Below are 16042 nucleotides of genomic sequence, written 5' to 3' on the forward strand. Positions count from 1 at the left end.
ATTTGAGTATCGATTATGCAATAAATCTAAAGTTTTTTTAATAAAACACAACCAAATTAAAACACAGACTAAGAGCTGTTTTGAATTGAAATTGTCCCAAAAATCCCGCCCTTATAACCTAGTTAGCTCAGTTTTAACGTTAATGTGTGAAACTCTTAGCTCTGTTGGAGGATTTTCCAGTTGAATATCTAGCTCATTCTGCATGTTCGATAAACAAATTAAAGCTGAATCAAAATCTTCATCGAACTGTTTTGCTTCATGTATACCATCGATTATTTCCTCTAATTCTTCCACATCATCCATTTCTTGCGGCGCACTTTTTAATATCGCTTTTATTTGGTTTAAGTTTTGACGAATTTTCTCCTGATATCCAACAATTCTCTCTTGATATATATCAATTATTTTTTGACATGCGTTGCCTCTAAATGGATGTTCTTTTTTCTCTTTTATGTAAGAACTTTGAAAGTCTTTACAGTTAAGGATTGCTTCTCTATGTTTTTTTATGTCATTAATTGCGCTGATTATCGACTTATCTATTTTCTTCAAATTTTCTTCCCGTTCTTCTCTTTTAATTATACTTTTGGATTCATTTTTTATCTGGTTCATTTTGTCATACAGGTTTCTGCATTCTTTGTAAGATGCCATTGGTTGTAATATTCCTTCTTTTACACCTTTATTGTAAAAATTCTTCAACTCATCATTTGATAGTATTGTTATAGCATCTTCCCTTTTACTCTGTGATTTAGGATACTTTTTATTCAATAAACTAACATGATTTAACAAAAAATCTTTAACTAGCCCTTCTTTTTTTACTTCGGATAATTTTTCTAGTGTTTCTATATATTTCAGAGTTTCCGCAAAGAGCTGTCCACCAGAGGGAGCAAATCCTTGAAGTGGTTTACTCTGTGCTTTATAAAAATCGGTTTGTAAAAAATCTTCAGCTTGTTTTTTTATTACTGAAAGTTCATTAAAGGCTTTTTCTGGATTGATTTTCCTCAAAATACTAATAGCTTTTCTAATCGCTTTTTCTCTCTTTTTATTATCTTGCTTTTCATTTAATATCAGATGTTCAGTTTTGGTAAAAGCATTACCTTGATCACTTTTTGCAATGTTACAAACGATGTTTTTTACAACTTTTTCGGTTGCTGCATAATCTATTTCTTTTGCAAAGCAGTCAACAAATGATTGCCAAACTTTTTTATTAACAAGCTTACTTGTCTTATTTTCAAAATCTTCTATATCTTTGAATCCCAAAATAGTATAGAGATTTTTTGCGACTATTGATTCGGCATGTTGTTTTGCCACTTTACCTTTTATATTAAATGGAAATTTACTAATCTTAGTTGTACCCACAATGTTACCTCAATATTAACGCTATCTATAAAAGTATAAAGATTTAATATTTAATTTTTAATTAATGCCAGACAGCTAACTATGGGAGCATTATGCTATAGCTGACCCAAGAAAGATTTCCCTACGTCATAACGCGATTCATTCGCGGTATAGATTCCGCTAACGAGTAGCGGAATGACGAATTTGTTGTTTTTCAAATTGTAGGTCAACCTAAGCCACTTTAGCTATAGCATCAATAGCAAGTGTCAATTAACACTTTAACTTCTTACTTGTCATCAGTAATATTGTTTATATAAAAACTATAATTTTTTATGCCTGAACTTGGGAATATATTGCTACTCATAGCCTGCTTATTGTCTTTGACATATTTGTTTTTACCGCTCAGTTCTTATCGGTTTATTACCACTGCCATATTTTTTTGTGTATCAACATCAATGGCTATTTTGATCTACTGCCACATTACAAATGATTTTTCACTTGAAAACGTATATTACCACTCACACACAACAAAACCTTTGATCTATAAGATTTGTGGAGTTTGGGGAAATAAAGAAGGGTCCATGTTGCTTTGGACCTTAGTGCTCACCATGTATTTATTACTAATGGATATTTATATACCTTCTGTCATCCCAGTGCCCAGACACTGGGATCCAGAAAAAAATACACAGATTCCAGCGTCACGCGCTGCAGAACTAGCTTTAAAAAAAATCTCTCTAATCACTCATGGGCTGATTTGCTTTTGTTTTTTACTGTTCACTTTACTTGAGTCGAATCCTTTTACTAAAATGCCAGGCATTGAAACAGATGGACTGGGTTTTAATCCGATATTGCAAGATATAGGCCTTGCTATTCATCCACCGATATTATATTTGGGGTACCTTGGATTTAGTGTTCCTTTTTCGCTCTCTATAGCTGGATTAATTGCAAAAGTTGAAGGAAATGTTTGGGCTAAAATTGTCAGGCCTTGGATACTTATTTCTTGGTCGCTGCTCACTTTGGGCATCAGCTTGGGTAGCTGGTGGGCATATCGCGAACTTGGGTGGGGTGGATTTTGGTTTTGGGATCCAGTGGAAAACGTTTCTTTGATGCCGTGGCTAATTGCAGTAGCGCTGACACATTTGTTGCTTGTGGTACGAAATTTCAATGTTTTAAGAAACTTTGCTATTTTACTTACGCTTACAACTTTTATATTGAGTGTGACTGGAACATTTCTAGTCCGCTCAGGAATACTCACCTCAGTGCACACGTTTGCAGATGACCCAAGATATGGACTATATATATTAGCTCTACTTGGTGTAATTACAGTCAGTAGCCTTGTAGTATTTATCGCATTTGCAAAAAAGAATAGATCTCTTACACCACCACCTGTCATCCCAGTGCTTGGCACTGGGATCCAGGAAAAAAATATAGAGGGACCTAATTACACACCAAAGCAAAACTTCTCTGTTTTCTCCCGCTTTACAATGATGTTAATGAACAATTTATTATTCATCACTGCCTTTTTCATTGTGTTCGTTGGCACTTTATATCCTACAGTGCTCGAATATTTAACCGGTGAATTAATTTCAGTTGGAGCACCATATTACAATTCTTTATTTAACTCTATTGCACTAGCTATTCTAGTGCTCACCATGATCGGGCAATACTGCAGTTGGCAGGGAAATAGTCTATTGCCAATATTCCGTGAATACAGATTCTCATTCTGCAGTGCTGCAGCTATTTTGCCGTTTATCTTTCACATGGAGCTAATGATTGTGCTATCAATTACCATCTCCATAGCATTATTAATCTTTGTTTTAGAAGCATACAGTAAAAGAATTCGTTTATTTAAGGTAGCATTTGGTGAATCAATTTTATTAGCAAGAAGAGTTTCTAAATCCTACTATGCAATGATGCTTGCTCATGCTGGAGTGGCAATTCTAGTGCTTGGTATAGCTTATTCGGTTGGTTGGCAGGAGAAAAAAGAAAATTACTTAAAAATAGGGGATAGCATAACAGTCAATAAATTTAAAGTTACTTTACGAAATATTGAGCTAATAAAAGAAAAAAATTTCCATGCAGTGAGGGGTACAATGGATATCAGGAATTTGCTGAATAATAAGATATTAGGTGAAGTAACTCCTGAATATAGATTTTACCTTGCGGAAGGTCAGAAAAATGTTGAAAGCAGTATCTACCACAATTTATTTTCTGATATTTATGTTGTAATTGGAGAGATTGATAAGAGTAAGAGCAAAATCGCAGCTAAAGTGCACTATAAACCTGGAATGCCTATAATCTGGCTAGGATCCTTCCTTATCGCTTTTGGTTCGCTCCTTGCCGCTTTTTCTTTTAGTGGACGAGCAAGGGTTATCTAGCTGTCGTGGATTTTATTAACAACGCTCCTAGGTCCAGAGTGCAACGTATGAGAAATTACCGGGCTATAGATACTGATTTACAAAGGTTAGAACCAAAGAAAGTTATATTTTTTTATTGACAGACCTATATATTACGATATTCACTAAGGGATTAGTGAGTGATGGTTATACAATATGAATGGTGGGGTATCAGGCAAGGAAAAAGCTATACGCACTGCTTTCGATTTTAAGGATCCTTGCAGCGAGTGGCGTCAAACTTTTGAAAGTAATGCACAAACTCCTCTACAGTACTCCGATGATTCTTGTACAAGTGATAACAGTAATAATCATAGGTCAGGTGATTCAGATTCAGAAGAAGGTGATGGCCATGATTCAGGTATTAGTTCCGATGATGAGGATGACCGTACAACTTATACAGCAGTACAATTAACTAATGATTCTCTTGATAGCCAAAGATATACAGGAATATGCATTCCAACAACAATTGATGGTTGGGTAGGTGAAAATAATCATCAGACTGGTTTATCAGGTGATTTGCCAGACGGAAGTAATAATCCACAAATTTTTGAAAGTACTGATTCAGTAGAGCATAATTCTACCTACAATGATCATGTAATTTGTGATTCAGGTCACAATTCTGACGATGAGGATCAGATTCCAGAGGACTTTCCTTCAAGGAAACGAGTACGATCGATTGAAATTGATCAGTTTGAACTGTTGTACAAGAAGAGGAAAATAGAAGCACAAAATAACCAAAAATATACAGGAAATGTATGTACTCCAACAACAACTGATGGTTGGGTAGGTGAAAATAATCATCAGACTGGTTTATCAGGTGATTTGCCAGACGGAAGTAATAATCCACAAATTTTTAAAAGCGATCCTTTACAGCATGGTAGTAATGGTTTAGGTTATAACTTCAATGATTATAGTCAAGCGACTTGTAGCAAATTAAGTGCTTCAGATCAAGAAGAGGGTCAAGGCTATTCTTTAGGTGATTCTTGTGAAAGTAAAGAAAATTTGACAAAGGGCGCTGGCGGTAGTAATCAGACTTTTGAAGGTGAACAGAAAAGCTCAGAATTTCCGAAAGTTGACAATTGGTCAGATAGTGATGAGAACTCAGAAGATAGTTCGGACTGTGGTGATAATGATGTTGGTCATTATGATACAGATTGTGGTAAACGCTACAGTCATCTGTGTTTTCATGATGAAAACACAAGCATGATAAGAAAAAAAGATTCTTTTTCTTTAGCCCAAATAGAACTGAATAAAGCAGAAAAGGAAAAGTATGAAAGTATTTGGCAAGAAATGGATAAAATCCTTAGTAATTCAGATGAAGCTGGTGAATGTGAAGAAGATGATATTGGGAAGTTGAAAGGGAGACTTGATGAAGTTATAAGCCAAGCACTGGAACAAGGAATTATGTTCACTTTTCCATATAAAGATGGCGAGTCCTTTGTAGACCGTATAATTAATACAACACAAGAACTATATTGGGTCGATTCTACTGAGAATTCTAGACTTCTAGAGGAGAAAAAGATATTACAAGTAATATCGGAGGGTGCAACTTTAAATAAATTTACTAAAGAGAGGTACGATGATTATGTAAATTGTATTTACAGAGAAAAAGAGATTTTAAGTCAAAGGAATAAAAATATTTTAGGACTTAATAATTTAGCATATGAAAGTATTGTAAACAAAAGCAAGCAGACTCAAAATGTATTAGGAGTAGACAAGGATAATGGATATTTTTGTATAGAATACTCGCAAGATAGTATTGTTGAAGTTGCAGAAATCCTAAACAATGAAAAAGCCAAAGGCTTAAATTTAAGAGTTGGCATACTCAAAATTGGAGAAAGTATAGTAAGAGTTGAAAATGTAGAAGAAATAGGGGGAAAAAGAAATTACATGGATGTCTCAAAAGGTGGTATTGAAATGTCTTTTACCACTGAGGTAGGAGAGATAAGTATTTATCTAAGTCCTAGTGAGAAAGGCAGCAATAAAATAAAAGTAGAGATTGATGAGGAAAATAGAGCAAGGCTTAACAAGTTAAAAAATAAGGGAAAAAGTTTAGGGGAAAACTGTCTTTTTGGGGGAAAAAGTGTTGAGGAAGCTATAGAGCATGAAAGTTTTGAAAGGTATGGCAGTGTACCTAACACTGCTATGAAGGAACCTAGCTTAGGTTGCGTTGCTAACATAGCAAGGGGGGGATAAGCTTGCAGAGATAAAATAGATGGGCCAAATTGGCGGTATTTTGCTCTTGTAATGTACTTCAAAATTGCAAAGTTTGCACTAGATAGAACTTAATTGACAGACAAGAATCAACTGACAGAAAAATTTACATAGTCAAACAACCACAGAATAAACTAGTGAATTTTTTGAAAAGTATATAAAATTCAAGTGATTACTTTAAGTAAATAGCATGGCACTTAGACTCATTCCAGATAACCTCAATATCAAGTTTAGTAAATATAGGGATTTGACTGCATTAATTAGCATTATTCTTATCATCTTTTCAATGCTCATTGTTGTGCTGCGTGGAGTGAACTTAGGCATAGACTTTGCAGGCGGAATTTTGATAGAGATAAAATCTTCAGATGAGAATCACTCTATTCTCGATGCATTAAAAGGAAATGGTTTTACAGTGCAGAGTTCAAAAGCAGGTGATAATTTAGTCATGCGTTTTAAAGATGAAGGAGATGAAGATAAAATCAAAAAGATAAAAAGCATACTAGAAGAAAAGCTGGGGAGCTCAATAAGCTATCGTAAAATAGACTATGTTGGCCCACAAATAAGCTCAACACAAATATTTGAAGGAATGTTATCCATGTTGATCGCGATTGTTGGAATATTTTTTTACGTTTGGTTTAGATTTAATTGGCAATGTGGATTCAGTGGAATAACAGCACTGATTCATGACGTGATTTTAACTGTTGGTTTTATTAGCCTAACTGGCATTGAGTTTAATATTTCATCAGTTGCAGCTCTCCTCACTATCATTGGTTATTCAATCAATAACTCAGTAATTATATACGATCGGATTCGAGAGTATTGCAAGAGTGGTAAAAGTGGGCGGATGAGTGAGATAGTAGATGCAAGTATCAACGCTACATTATTTCGCACTATATTAACCTCGGGTACAACCCTTCTTGCTGCTCTTCCTTTGGCATTAATCTGCACAGATGCAGTGAGAGACTTCAGCTTGATCATTTTTTTTGGTATTTTGATTGGCACTTGTTCTGCAATATTTATTTCTGCTCCTATATTAACCTACAGAGCTTTGATAAGTAGATTGTAGAAGTGTTTAGTCGCGGTATAATATCAACTTATTATCTCTTATAGTGAAATGAAAATACCTTAAAAAGCTCATTCCAAGTAGTGAATGAGACATAGAATGAGTGTTAACGCTTGCCTGTACATCATTAATCAAAAAGTTTCCTATTTTAACTTGAGGTATTTGAACCACTCCAGCTTTTATTTGACCTTTCGCAGTTTCATATATTTTAAAATCCTGAACATTTTGTAAGTTAATACCAACATGTAATGCGTCTTTTTGTGATAGAACAATATCGGTTGCTCCGGTATCAAGCAAAAACGTTATATTGCGATCATTGACTTGAGCCTGAATATAAAAGTGTCCATCATATGACTTCGTAAATTCGATACTTCCACTATTCTGACCACTATTTTGAATTCTTCCTTTATATGGTAAAAAAGTACTGAGAAATCTGTCGCTTAATTTGTCCCTTTGTGAATCAATAAGCATTGCAGTAGCGGCTATTATTAGTAACCAAATAACTAGATTTTTTACCGCGTTCATATTATTAAAATTCGAAGCTATTAAAATAAATTTTAAAGATTAGCGTTAAAAGTTATTATTAAAAATAAGTAAATTTCATTGTTTTAGTACAATATTTAATATACACTTTAAGAAGATATGTTTGATTTAATTTCATGTCAGAAGCAAAAAGTTTAATTTTAGCAGCTATCCTTTCCATGTTGATCATGGTATCTTGGCGTATTATTTATGATAATTTTTTTAGTACAAACCAAAACCAGCCATTGATTGAAAATATTGAACATATCGAATCTTTTAACGACCTTGCTCCTATAATATACCAAAATCGTTCTGAAATTATTAATTCTACTCGAGAACAGAGGGTTAGTTTAACCAATAACATGATTAAAGGATCAATTTCTCTGAAAGGTGCAAGGTTTGATGACTTAATTTTAACTAATTACCACTTAGAACCGAATTCTTCTTCTCCACAAGTGGTGTTACTGTCACCTGCAGAATCAAAAGATGTATATTTCGCAGAATTTGGGTGGCTCGATCCGAATAAAAAGATTAAAGTTCCAGATTCTAAGACAGTCTGGCAAGCTGATGGGGCTGAACTGACTAATCAAAAAGTAGTTAATTTATTTTGGGACAATGAGAATGGCATTGTGTTTAAAATGAAAATTAGCCTTGACGATAACTACATGTTTAAAATTGAGCAGATTGTTGAAAATAACACAAAAGATAATGTAGTTTTGGTTCCTTATGGTAAAATTAACCGTAAACGTGACAATATCAACGAATCTTATTGGATGTCCCATGAAGGAGTACTGGGTGCATTTGATAATAAACTAGAGGAGTGGACATATAAGGATGTCTCTAAGAAACATTTAATAAAAGCAAGCACGAGTGAAAAAAATTGGTTTGGTTTTGCTGATAAATATTGGTTTACAGCTATCATACCTGAGAAATCCGATAAAATAAATGTAAGCATTAAACACACGAACGTTAATAATACTGATAAATTCCAAGTAGATTTTGTCAAACCTTACAAGAGCATACTTCCTGGTGCAAGCGTTTCTAATGTGAATTATTTTTTTGCTGGAGCAAAAAAGTTGAATTTACTGGATTCTTACAAGGATACTCTCAATATACCTTTATTTGATAAAGCTGTAGATTTTGGTGTTCTTTATTTTATAACCAAGCCAGTGTTTTTACTGCTTGAATATTTTAACTTCGTTTTAAAAAATTTTGGCTTAGCAATATTATTGCTGACTTTAGCAATCAAACTTTTGATGCTTCCCTTATCTACTAGATCACATATTTTGACACTTAAGATGAAAAGCCTGCAGCCTGAAGTAGCTCGTATAAAAGAGTTGTATAAAAATGATAGTTTAAAGCAGAATAAGGAAAGAATGGCGTTATACAAGAAAAATAATGTAAATACAATATCAAGCATTTTTCCTACGCTAATACAAATGCCGGTATTTCTTGCTTTATATAAAGTATTATTTGTTACTATAGAGATGAGACACGCCCCTTTTTATCTATGGATTAAGGATCTTTCAGCTCCTGACCCAACGAACATCTTTACATTATTTGGGTTGTTTAATTACAATTTCCCTATTTCTATAGGAATTTTGCCTATAATTTTTGGTATTACTGTGATAATTCAGCAGAAGCTAAGTGAAACCAGCAAAGATGACATTCAAGTAAATGCTATGAAGTTTTTACCTTACATTTCTGTCTTTATTTTTTCTTCTTTTCCTGCCGGCTTGGTAATATATTGGATATTTAATAATATTACAACTTCAATTCAACAATCATTAATAAAGTTGTTTTTAACGAAAAAAGTGGTAGTGAATGTCGAAAATACTAATAGTTAATTCAATTTATTATGCTGAAATAGCGAACCTTTTGCTTGAGGGGGCAATTGATAAATTCAAAGGAAATAATGTTGATTATGAGATAATTGAAGTCCCTGGTGCATTTGAGATACCAGCTACAATTCTTTTTGCGGTCAAAAACAAGAATGCTAATTATGATGGTTATTTAGCTCTTGGGTGCGTGATTCGCGGTGAAACTGATCATTATCAATATGTTTGTAAAGGAGTAATCGAAGGCTTAAATGAAGTTATTATGCATTATGTAATGCCCCTTGGTATGGGCGTAATTACCGCTGACAGCAAAGATAAAGCACTAGTTAGAGCTGACAAAAACAAAAAAAACTTTGGTGGCCATGCAGCCTCAACTGTTTTGCATATGATAGATTTATACAACAAATTAAAGTAATGGAGGAAAAACCGGTAGATAAAAAGTGGCGTATAAAAAGAAGTACGGCAAGGTTTCTTGCTGTACAAATTGCTTATTCAAATATTTTCGTAGGTTACAACAAAAGCACTTTTAAATTGGAAAATTGTGAGCTTAAGGACTACATAAGTAAGTTGAAAGATATATTTGAATGTGAAGAATTTGAACATCAGTTCTTAGAAAACTTGTTATATAAGGTTATAAAAAGCAGTGAAGAATATGATAAAATAATAGAGTCTTACTTACACCCAAGCTGGTCCCTCTCACGGTTAAATCTTATAAGCTTATCTATTTTGCGTGTTGCAATATGTGAGTTAGCTAATTGTGATACGCCAGTTCCAGTTGTTATTAATGAATACACTAACATTGCATCTGATTTACTTGATAAACCAAGCGAAATTGGTTTTATTAATGGGTTATTGGATAAGGCAAAAGATGCAGTTAAATTAAATAAAAATCCTTAGCAGCTTCTCACAACTATATAAAAGTTAAGGCAATTCCCATAGTGAATTTGAGTAACTGACACTAAAAAAATAAAGAGGCAGACTTGATCTACCTCTTTTAGCTGTCTAGCTTTTTGCTTTTTCTTCAGAAGCAACTTGTTTAACAATAGGTGAGCCTAAATAAGTGTTAACCTCTTCAGCACCCTTTTTGTCTAAACCTAATGTTTTATTCCACTCTGTTTCATCTACTGTCTCGAACTTACCTTCTTTGTTTTTCACTTCTAGTGAATCTATCTTGAAGAGTAAAGTATTGCCTAGCCGATTGATAAACTGACTAATACTAACAATAATACGGTAGTTCTTGCCTTCTAAGCTGAAGTCTATATAATATTTATTCTTTTCCACCTTACCTTCTTCATCTTTAACTTGGTTATTCCTTGCCATTTCCATCAATATGTCTTCTGTTACTAGCAATGCTGTTTCTTTACTGTTTTTTCTATCGTTATTAACAACAATCTTCGGAGCTTTCAACTCAGATATTTCGTTATTTTTTAGGATAGCGTATATTGCTGAACTAACCAGTGCAATAGCAACAATTGCTAATATACCGATTCCAAGTGGTGTAGCTGCAAAAGCTGCAAGTGGAGCTAGCATGGAAGTTGAAGACACCCAATATGGTGCTGAAAGTGCTACTGCTGCGCCTATGACATACAAAGAAGTAAGTGCAACAAGTGCAGTATTTGTTTTGTGGAATTGACGACAGTGATTTTTGAAAGTTAGCATAAACGACCTCGTTTAATAAAATATTAATATGCTTAAATTGTGTATAAAAAAATTGTCATAGTCAAGCTTTTTCGTAAGTTACCTACCACTTGAGCCAAAGCCCCCTGCATTGCGACCGGTTTCTTCTGTGCAGAACTCTTCTCTGTCATCCCAAATTACCTGAGATACAGGAGAAATAAGGATTTGTGCAATTCTATCTCCCCTTTTTATTTCGTATGGTTGATTACTTAGATTAATTAGGCAAATTTTAACCTCACCTCGATAATCAGAGTCTATAGTGCCCGGAGAATTTAAGACAGTGATTCCATGTTTTGCAGCAAGACCAGAACGTGGGCGGATTTGCCCCTCAAAACCGTTTGGTATTGCAATCACAATTCCAGTTGGAACAAGTAATCTTTCAAGTGGATTTAAAACAGCAGAGTCATTCAATGCAGCATAAAGATCCATACCAGCACTCTGCACAGTTGCATAACATGGAAGAGACAAGTCTTCTCCGTGTGATAATCTTTTTATTTCTACTTTAATTTTACTTCTTTGCACTCCAATTTACCAGCTTATGAAGACTCAATTATAGCATGTAAATTGTATCTGCAAAAGTGATAAATGTAAATGATGTCATTCCAGCGTGTGACGCTAGGCCATAAAATTCCTTGACACATTTCGCCAGCCCCCTTATCATGAAACTGAAGCTATTTATTTATCTTCGCAATCTCTGCAGTGGATTAATGACAAAAAAACTTAATGTATTTGGCGTAAATCATGCTTAATTTTTTGCACTATGTGCACCTCATGTCTTTATAAAACTTTTAGGTTTCTACCTATACAAGCCGAAACGCGCTTATAAAGCGTTTAAGACAGTAAAAGACGTCAAATAGACAAGGGAGAATTTGAATACTAGCTACCCTAGGTTTTCTTTGCCTTTTTTTCCACTTAGTAAATTTCTTAACGTTTATAATTTAGGTTAGTCGCATTTAAAAGCAGCTAAATTGCAGCGTTTAGAATAAAAAACGCCAATATTTTGAAGTACATATAAATAACTAGTTAACCATGGGGCTTCTTTTGCCTTTTTTTTCATTTGGTAAATTTCTTAAATATTTATAGCTAAACGACAACCGTCATCCCTGTAAAGGTCAAGTATCCCGCTACGCGTTAGCGGGATCTATGCTAAGAGATACCGTGACGGTATGACGGCGTTATTTTATGCTCACCAACTTAGCTGGATCCAAGTAGTCAAGGCACTGGCATCCCTGGTAGACAACATTCGTGTAGTTATAAATCACTCACAATTGATATACTCGAATTATTTTCAGTAAATAAATCAAGCATAATGTTAGGTATTCTACCATCAACTATGTGAACAACTCCAGCACATTCCTCTACCACTTTAGTATATGCCATGAGCCTTCCAATAAATTTTTCTCCTTGAATTTTGCCACAATCAATCGATGCATTTAAATTTTTAACAGATATCTTCCTGCCACCAATTTTATCTATTTCTTCATCTGTGTCACTCAAGATTATCATTTTAGATGCAGAAACTGCAATTGCGATTGCGCTTGCAGTACTATCGGCATCAATATGATATGTTTCCCCATCTTTTCCATGACCAATTGGTGCAATAACTGGTATAAAATCTGATTCTTCAATAAAAAATAATATATCAGGATTGATTTCAGTGGGTCTACCGATGAACCCCATGTCTAATATCTTTTCGATATTATTTGATCTATCTTCTCTAAGCGTAGCGGTTATTTTTTCGGCTTTAATTAAGTTGCCGTCTTTTCCACATAATCCAATAGCTGAACCACCAGCAGAATTTATATGCTGAACAATTTTTTTATTAACTGAACCACACAGTGCCATTTCAATGATTTTCATAGTGTCTTTGTCTGTAAGTCTGATACCATTCACAAACTTACTGTCCATACCCAGCATTTTTAACACTGAGTTAATTTCATATTCTCCGTCATGAACTATCACCGGATTTATACCAAGCTGCTTTAATAAGACAACATTATGCACAAAAGTATAGAATAGTATTTCATCTGAGATCGTTATTCCGCTGCATTTAATGACAAAAGTTTCGCCCACAAAGCTAGGTATGTTAGATAACACTTCAAGTAATATTTCTGCTTTTTGTTCAAATGATACCTCACCCTTTAAAAATTCACTACTTTTCATTTTTTTATCTTGTAAACTTGAAAAACTCATCTCTTACCTTGGTTATTTTATGCTTAACACGGATGCTTATTTGATGAATTGACACATTCTCATTATTAATCCATTTTTGAATATCTTCTATAACAGCACCTAAGCTTTTTTGACTTACTTTATCTATTTTTGTTAGCACAACGTTAAAGTTAATATTATTATATATTAACCAATAAATGAAGTCTTTGTCTATTTCTTTTAATCCTACCTTGCTATCTATCAACACAAACACTCTTCTTAGATTTCTTCTTTGAATTAGATAATACTCAATTAAGTTTAAATATTGTATAATTTCCTCCTTACCTGCATGAGAATAACCATACCCTGGTAGATCAACAAGCCTGAACTTATCATTGTACATAGAGTAAAAATTTATTTGTCTAGTGCATCCAGGTTTAGAGGAAACTCTGGCAGCTTTTTTGCTGTTTATCAGTAAGTTAATCAGACTGGATTTTCCTACATTTGATCTACCAGCAAACGCAATCTCTGGAGCTGATTCATCTGGTAATGATTTTATGTCCGAAGCTCCAAATATGAAATTGCAGTTTGATGTTATCTGTTTTGCCATTATATTCAACTAGAAGGTAGTAGGTATATTATAGTGTTATTGCTTGATATAAGAAATTTTTTATTTCAGTATATATTACTTAGCTAGATCTGTGCTATATGGATATGGAAAATAATTTACAAGACTTAAAGAAAAAATTTAATGATATAGAGAGGAATTTGGAAAATCCTACCAATTTAAGTCAAAAAGAATTCATTACCCTTTCAAAGGAATACTCTGAGCTCAGGCCAATAATCAAGATAATTGATGAATATAACACGCTGAAAGAGGAAATTTCAGACTTAGAAGAAATAATGAAAGATGAAAACAGCGAAGGTGATATAAAAGAGTTAGCAAAAGAAGAATTTTTCGAAAAGCACAAGGTATTATTGCCAAAAGTAAAAGCAAAACTAAAGTTAGCATTATTGCCCAAAGATGAAGATGACTCAAGAAATGCAATATTGGAAATCAGAGCAGGTACAGGAGGAGGAGAAGCAGCATTATTTGCAGCAATGTTATTTCGTATGTATCAAAAATATGCAGAAAGAAGAAATTGGAAGTTCGAGCCAATAAGCATTTCTAATACAGGTATAGGTGGCTATAAGGAAGCTTCTGCACTCATTAATGGAACAGAAGTTTTTGCAAGGTTGAAATTTGAATCAGGGGTGCACAGAGTACAGAGAGTGCCAGAAACTGAATCCTCAGGAAGGTTGCATACCTCTGCCGCTACTGTTGCGATATTACCTGAAGTAGAAGAAGTTGACTTTAAAATAGAAGAAAAAGACTTACGAATAGATGTTTATAGATCCAGTGGTCCTGGAGGGCAATCAGTGAATACAACTGACAGCGCAGTAAGGGTCACCCACTTGCCAACAGGGATAGTTGTGATACAGCAAGATGAAAAATCGCAGCACAAAAATAAAGCTAAAGCGCTCAAAGTATTGAGGGCAAGGCTATACGAAATTGAAAGACAAAAAAAAGAAATGGAAAGGTCAACAATGAGAAAAAGTCAGATTGGCTCTGGGGATCGCTCCGAGCGCATAAGAACATATAACTTTCCACAATCAAGAATAACAGATCATAGAATTAATCTAACTTCACATCGGCTAGAGCAGATTATAAAAGAAGGTGAACTAGATGAATTTATTGAGGCATTAATTTCACGTAATGAAGCAGAAAGATTGGCCGGAGAGAGTTAAAATTGATTAAACAATTCTGCAATTGTTTTTTAATCAAAACAGGCTTATACACGTACTCTGCTTGTAGTTCTTTTCACAGAGATTTCAAACCCCCTAATACTTAATGCTAAGACTAATCTATTTTTTTTAAATATTTCTATTGATTTCTTGATAAATACTAATATGGTATTAATGTACTAACTAATAATAGTAGTAAAGAAATGCATAATAGTCCTAATGATATAAGCGGTGAAGTAATTCAAGAATTGAACGATTCAGCGAGACGCGGGCGAATAAACAAATTTAGAGAGACATTTAATAGCCTCAGTAACTACCATAAACAGTGCTACCTTGACGTAGCAACACTGGGGCTTCGTAATTACGCTATGTCTCTTATACTGATAGTAGTGGCAAAAGATCAAGCTGTTGAGGTATTTTTTGATCTACTCGAAAAGAATCAAGATTTTGCGTTCAGTACATTGAAAGCTACCTATCGTTTTCAACGTGCTTCATATAAAACTCTATTTAATAAATTAAATTATCGGCAAAAAGAAGGCTATCGTGCATATTTAGACAAGGCATCGGCCAGAATTCGGTCTACCTCAAGGAAATTTTACTTAAACAATAAAGAGGGTTCAAGCAAGCCAAGAACCGAAAACTCCAATACAGACAGTTTAGATAATGAATCTTCAACGTTAAATAATTCAATAAATTTCCTTCCAAATTCTGCTCCGTTAGAGGAGACAACTGATCAATATGGGTTGAATCCCAGAGGCATCGTTCCAAAATCTACTCTTGCGGGCAATTGCGTCGTCGATTTGGATGGTATACTTTCAAAGTTAGGGGATCAATCATGCGATGAATTGATCTCCTGGGTGACTGGAGAACAGCCATCAAATAGTCTTCAACTCCCAATGTTAGAAAAGTTTGATAGACTAGATAAGTTGGAAGAAATACGTATAGAACCAGCAGCAAAGCGCCAACGCATATTATAATAATAACTGAAAATGAGAAAATCTATATGGTGATTATAGATCTTCTCCAGACCTTGAAAACAATAAGTAGACAGTAAAAATAAGTTC

At 34.1% G+C, this 16042-nt stretch carries 14 protein-coding genes; 8 read left to right on the forward strand and 6 right to left on the reverse strand.

Going from position 1 to position 16042, the window contains the following annotated elements; genetic code table 11:
* Positions 1 to 111 precede the first annotated feature (111 nt).
* On the reverse strand, positions 112 to 1353 hold the full coding sequence (locus tag ABWU69_RS03275; protein WP_265035510.1) for a hypothetical protein: 1242 nt from the start codon (positions 1351 to 1353) through the stop codon (positions 112 to 114).
* Positions 1354 to 1664: 311 nt separating this feature from the next.
* Here ABWU69_RS03275 and ABWU69_RS03280 point away from each other — a divergent pair, with 311 nt between their 5' ends.
* The 3 genes from ABWU69_RS03280 to secF all read left to right on the forward strand — a co-directional run bounded on the left by ABWU69_RS03280 (position 1665) and on the right by secF (position 7008).
* The gene (locus ABWU69_RS03280; protein ID WP_265035512.1) at positions 1665 to 3710 is read left to right on the forward strand and encodes a heme lyase CcmF/NrfE family subunit; all 2046 of its coding nucleotides are present in this window, start codon (positions 1665 to 1667) and stop codon (positions 3708 to 3710) included.
* A 174-nt stretch (positions 3711 to 3884) separates the two neighbouring features.
* Positions 3885 to 5924, forward strand: coding sequence for a hypothetical protein (locus ABWU69_RS03285; protein WP_353285386.1), 2040 nt, complete (start codon positions 3885 to 3887; stop codon positions 5922 to 5924).
* Positions 5925 to 6132: 208 nt separating this feature from the next.
* Positions 6133 to 7008: a protein translocase subunit SecF gene (secF, locus tag ABWU69_RS03290; RefSeq protein ID WP_353285387.1), complete on the forward strand. Its 876-nt coding sequence runs from the start codon at positions 6133 to 6135 to the stop codon at positions 7006 to 7008.
* A gap of 6 nt (positions 7009 to 7014) precedes the next feature.
* Here the strand turns inward: secF and ABWU69_RS03295 are convergent, their stop codons facing one another.
* Positions 7015 to 7530 carry a TIGR02281 family clan AA aspartic protease gene (locus tag ABWU69_RS03295; RefSeq protein WP_265035543.1) on the reverse strand — a complete coding sequence of 172 codons (516 nt, stop codon included), beginning with the start codon at positions 7528 to 7530 and terminating at the stop codon, positions 7015 to 7017.
* A 134-nt stretch (positions 7531 to 7664) separates the two neighbouring features.
* Between ABWU69_RS03295 and yidC the strand changes: the two genes are divergently transcribed.
* The 3 genes from yidC to nusB are packed head-to-tail and all read left to right on the forward strand — an operon-like array spanning position 7665 to position 10262.
* Positions 7665 to 9374 (forward strand): membrane protein insertase YidC, encoded by a 1710-nt coding sequence (gene yidC / locus ABWU69_RS03300; protein WP_265035541.1) that lies wholly within the window; start codon positions 7665 to 7667, stop codon positions 9372 to 9374.
* Positions 9352 to 9780 (forward strand): 6,7-dimethyl-8-ribityllumazine synthase, encoded by a 429-nt coding sequence (locus ABWU69_RS03305; RefSeq protein WP_265035539.1) that lies wholly within the window; start codon positions 9352 to 9354, stop codon positions 9778 to 9780. The genes yidC and ABWU69_RS03305 overlap by 23 nt, the downstream gene beginning before the upstream one ends.
* Positions 9780 to 10262 carry a transcription antitermination factor NusB gene (nusB, locus tag ABWU69_RS03310; protein WP_265040023.1) on the forward strand — a complete coding sequence of 161 codons (483 nt, stop codon included), beginning with the start codon at positions 9780 to 9782 and terminating at the stop codon, positions 10260 to 10262. Before ABWU69_RS03305 ends, nusB begins: the two co-directional genes overlap by 1 nt.
* A gap of 105 nt (positions 10263 to 10367) precedes the next feature.
* On the opposite strand, the gene ABWU69_RS03315 is transcribed toward nusB, so the two are convergent.
* From ABWU69_RS03315 to yihA, 4 genes are all read right to left on the reverse strand, one after another.
* The gene (locus ABWU69_RS03315; protein WP_353285388.1) at positions 10368 to 11024 is read right to left on the reverse strand and encodes a hypothetical protein; all 657 of its coding nucleotides are present in this window, start codon (positions 11022 to 11024) and stop codon (positions 10368 to 10370) included.
* Between the two features lie 78 nt (positions 11025 to 11102).
* A complete protein-coding gene (gene dut, locus ABWU69_RS03320; RefSeq protein WP_353285389.1) occupies positions 11103 to 11564 on the reverse strand; it encodes a dUTP diphosphatase in 462 nt (153 codons plus the stop codon).
* A 729-nt stretch (positions 11565 to 12293) separates the two neighbouring features.
* Complete coding sequence (gene argB, locus ABWU69_RS03325; protein WP_320157475.1) at positions 12294 to 13205, reverse strand: acetylglutamate kinase; 912 nt, start codon at positions 13203 to 13205, stop codon at positions 12294 to 12296.
* 4 nt (positions 13206 to 13209) lie between these two features.
* The gene (gene yihA / locus ABWU69_RS03330) at positions 13210 to 13803 is read right to left on the reverse strand and encodes a ribosome biogenesis GTP-binding protein YihA/YsxC (protein ID WP_265035525.1); all 594 of its coding nucleotides are present in this window, start codon (positions 13801 to 13803) and stop codon (positions 13210 to 13212) included.
* Positions 13804 to 13901: 98 nt separating this feature from the next.
* On the opposite strand from yihA, the gene prfA reads away from it, so the two are divergent.
* Together prfA and ABWU69_RS03340 are read left to right on the forward strand one after the other, a co-directional pair.
* The gene (gene prfA / locus ABWU69_RS03335; RefSeq protein ID WP_265025604.1) at positions 13902 to 14981 is read left to right on the forward strand and encodes a peptide chain release factor 1; all 1080 of its coding nucleotides are present in this window, start codon (positions 13902 to 13904) and stop codon (positions 14979 to 14981) included.
* A gap of 200 nt (positions 14982 to 15181) precedes the next feature.
* Entirely contained in the window at positions 15182 to 15955 is a 774-nt protein-coding gene (locus ABWU69_RS03340; RefSeq protein ID WP_265035523.1) for a hypothetical protein, read from the forward strand.
* The last annotated feature ends 87 nt before the right edge of the window (positions 15956 to 16042 follow it).

The sequence above is a fragment of the Wolbachia endosymbiont (group A) of Beris morrisii genome (assembly GCF_964028185.1).
Classification (GTDB): Bacteria; Pseudomonadota; Alphaproteobacteria; order Rickettsiales; family Anaplasmataceae; genus Wolbachia.